At 67.7% G+C, this 3,056-nt stretch carries 4 protein-coding genes; 1 reads left to right on the plus strand and 3 read right to left on the minus strand.

What is annotated here, in order from left to right:
• Window positions 1-212: 212 nt before the first annotated feature.
• The 3 genes from ACH4E7_RS45435 to ACH4E7_RS45445 all read right to left on the minus strand — a co-directional run bounded on the left by ACH4E7_RS45435 (window position 213) and on the right by ACH4E7_RS45445 (window position 1,908).
• Window positions 213-929 (minus strand): DUF4253 domain-containing protein, encoded by a 717-nt coding sequence (locus ACH4E7_RS45435; RefSeq protein WP_396255101.1) that lies wholly within the window; start codon window positions 927-929, stop codon window positions 213-215.
• Between the two features lie 201 nt (window positions 930-1,130).
• The gene (locus ACH4E7_RS45440; RefSeq protein ID WP_396255102.1) at window positions 1,131-1,592 is read right to left on the minus strand and encodes a DUF4265 domain-containing protein; all 462 of its coding nucleotides are present in this window, start codon (window positions 1,590-1,592) and stop codon (window positions 1,131-1,133) included.
• 67 nt (window positions 1,593-1,659) lie between these two features.
• The gene (locus tag ACH4E7_RS45445; protein WP_396255103.1) at window positions 1,660-1,908 is read right to left on the minus strand and encodes a hypothetical protein; all 249 of its coding nucleotides are present in this window, start codon (window positions 1,906-1,908) and stop codon (window positions 1,660-1,662) included.
• 633 nt (window positions 1,909-2,541) lie between these two features.
• Between ACH4E7_RS45445 and ACH4E7_RS45450 the strand changes: the two genes are divergently transcribed.
• On the plus strand, window positions 2,542-3,056 hold a 515-nt coding region (locus tag ACH4E7_RS45450; protein WP_396255104.1), incomplete at its 3' end, for a transposase.

Genomic DNA, 3,056 nt, shown 5'->3' on the forward strand with positions numbered 1-3,056 from the left:
ATTGGTGGTGCTGGCCATGCTGAAGGGATCTCCTGTCTCGCCCATCCAGACTAACCCGACATTCCGGGCGTCTCAGTCGAGACTGTCAGAGAGGGTCCTGGCCGACCCCGAGCACTACCGATTGATGCTCCAACGCGCTGGCCAGGGCTGACAGCTGGCCCTGCTCGGCTACGAAACATCGGCTTCGCCTCTCACTCGACCACTGCTGTCGGTCAGTCCCACCAGAAGTCCCAGCAGCGGTTGTGGACGAGTCGTTCGGCGTATGCGGCCAGTGTGTTCGGGTGCCGGCCCTGCCAAATGTTGTCGGGGCAGAGTGCGAAGTGCTCGGCGGCCACCAGGAGAGCGTCCTCTGTCGATGTCGGGGGTGCGGCGACGCTCAGGTGGAGGGTGGCGGGGCCGACCGCGACGACGCGTACGCCGAAGCGTTGTTCCCAGCTGGCGACGACGGCGGAGAACTTGGCGGTGTCGTTGTCGTAGTTGACCGGCCCATCCCAGCCTGCGGCGGAGAGCGCGTGGGCACCTGAGTCAGCGGCGACGAGTCCGAGTCGGGACTGCGGTCGCCGGGCGGCGAAGTACTGCGCATAGTCGGCGGCGGTGATGTCCGGGTCGGTGCCCGGCCGGTGGGCCGGGGCGAGTCCTGGCCAGACCAGTCCGAAGGGGGCGGTGACGGCCAGACGGTCTTCCGGCGACAGCATGTCGTCGTCCTCGTCGATGACGGTGTAGTTCTTCCACCATCCGCTGAGGAGCTCGGCCGGGTTGTGGGTGTCTGGGGAGGACATCCGTTCGGGGAACAACTCGCCGCTTGCCCAGGGCCTGAACTCGCTGTCACGGGGGTCTCTGGAATCGAGCAGCAGCGGCCACAGGCCCGTGCGGGTTCGCTCGGCGTGCACCCGTGCCCAGAGCTCGGCGGTGGCCGGTCCGTCGCTCATCCAGAGAGCTTGGACGTCTCCGTCGCCTTCGTCTGACGTGATCATCCGGCCGGATGGGAGTGGAGTCTCGACGGCGGACAGGAGCTCAGGGTTCATGAGCGGATGCTAGCCATGAGCTCCGACACCCGACGGCCGGTGCGCCTCGGACAGCTTCGTCCGTCAACGGTCAACGGGGAGCCGAAGCCCACCCGATGACCCTGGTCAGCGAGCGGTATTGGCTTGATCTCCGTTGCCGAACCACCACTCGACCCCATCGACACCTGCGGCCCAGCGGTCCATGACCTGCTCGATCGCAGACAGGCCGACCGCGCGGCTGACCGTGACGACGACGAAGCGCAGATTCGGCGGTGCCTCAGCTACACCTCCGAGCTTCCCGATCGCGTTCCTGATGTCCGCGAGCGACTCAGGGGTGAAGTAGCCCCGCCCCGCTGCCTGAATACACAGGTTCTGGCCCTGCTCAACCACCTCGAACTGACCGTCATCGCTGACTCGGAGCACATCACCGGCTGCACATCCGAGCACCAGCCCCGGGCTCCCGACCAGCTCGAACAAGGCAGGCGCCTGCAGCAGCGCCGGCAACACCTCGAACACCGGGCGCCCGTTGGTGAAGTCGGCCAGAAGCCGTATGTGTGTGCCGACCGGCGGCTGAGGATCGAGCGTCATGCCGGGGATCGTCCCACACCGCGACGGCTGCAACGCCAGGGGCGGTCCGTGATCCACGAGAGCGGCCCTATTCCGAGTAGAGATCCGCCAGGCGAGGCAACCGTCGGCCCAGCTTGTCGCCGTCCTCGAAGTCGAAGTCCCATTCCGGGTCCAACTCCGGATAGCGGATGGTGAAGGCGTCGTTGGGGAGTTCCTCGCCGGTGGCTGCCCGGTGGGCGGTCCAGGCGATGCTCAGGGTTCTTTCGCACTCAGCGTCGATGCCCAGGCGGGGCAGGAGGTATCGGCCGCCGTCATCTTCTCCCGCAGCGCCAGCCACAAGTGGATCGGGCACCTCGCAGAGCTCAAGGGCGGCCTGGGTGACCCGACGTCGACGTACACCGCGGCAGTCCGCGAAGGCCTCCGCACCCTGATCGACACGAAGGAGCTCACCCCTTGCGGAGTGGGAGAGGCTCACCGGCGTGCCGATGAGGTCGACGACCGCGCTCTACACCTACCTGGACGGGGTATACGCCTTCTTCTTCTCCGACGGCCCGCTGCCGGATCCGGCCCGCTGGGCCACGCCTACCCCGTTTCCAGCCGAAGCGGGCACCTCCCGCGTGCGCGTCCCGGGAGCGACCCGAGCAGGCACCCCCGTTCCCCACCGCGGGTGAAACAGCGACCCTCGCTGCCAACTTCGGCACGGATAACCTGGCCCTGCCATCGGGGCAGGCCCGGGAGGAGCCCCGACCCGCGACTACGGGTGCGGCCCGTGTCGCCAGTCTCTGAAAAATGACCCTCAGCCAGTCCTTGGGTTCTAAGAAGCGATCCGCAAACCCGTCGCGGGGCTTGGGATTAGCACGAGTGTTCGCGTGTTCCCGATTCGGGTGATCTCGACGTTGTCGCCGCATGAAGACAGGGCCCCTGTGCAGCTTGGAGGTTGTCGAGACCAAAAAGCCACAAGGAGGCCCTGTTGCCGCTTTTGTACGCCGTCGCCGCGGTCGGCGGCAACTCGGTACCCCCAAGGTGTGACTGCTTCGCGCACCGGTACGGCAACGCGGGCGACCACAGCGAGCGTGTTCGACGCTACAACAGCGACATGACCGACGCCGAGTGGGCGGCGGTGCGGGACCTGCTGCCGGTGCCCGCGTGGATGGGCGGCCGGGGCGGCCGGCCGGAGGGCTACTGCCACCGCCAGCTACTCGACGCGATCCGCTACCTCGTCGACAACGGCGTCAAATGGGCCGCACTGCCCGCCGACTTCCCACCCTACAAGCGGGTCCACGCCTTCTTCACCCGCTGGCGCGACACCGGCCTGCTGACCGAGTTCCACGACCGGATGCGCGCCGCCGTCCGCACCGCGGAAGGCCGCGCCCCCGAGCCGACCGCGGCCATCATCGACTCCCAGTCGGTCAAGGCCGCCGCCAGCGTGCACAGCTCGACGCGCGGCTACGACGGCGCGAAGAACATCAACGGCCGCAAGCGCCA

The sequence above is a fragment of the Kitasatospora sp. NPDC018058 genome, assembly GCF_044327205.1.
Lineage (GTDB): Bacteria > Actinomycetota > Actinomycetes > Streptomycetales > Streptomycetaceae > Kitasatospora.

Coding starts and splice junctions, on each gene's coding strand:
- ACH4E7_RS45440 (WP_396255102.1), bottom strand. CDS start 1,592: ATGACGCTCGATCCTCAGCCGCCGGTCGGCACACACATACGGCTTCTG.
- ACH4E7_RS45435 (WP_396255101.1), bottom strand. CDS start 929: ATGAGCGACGGACCGGCCACCGCCGAGCTCTGGGCACGGGTGCACGCC.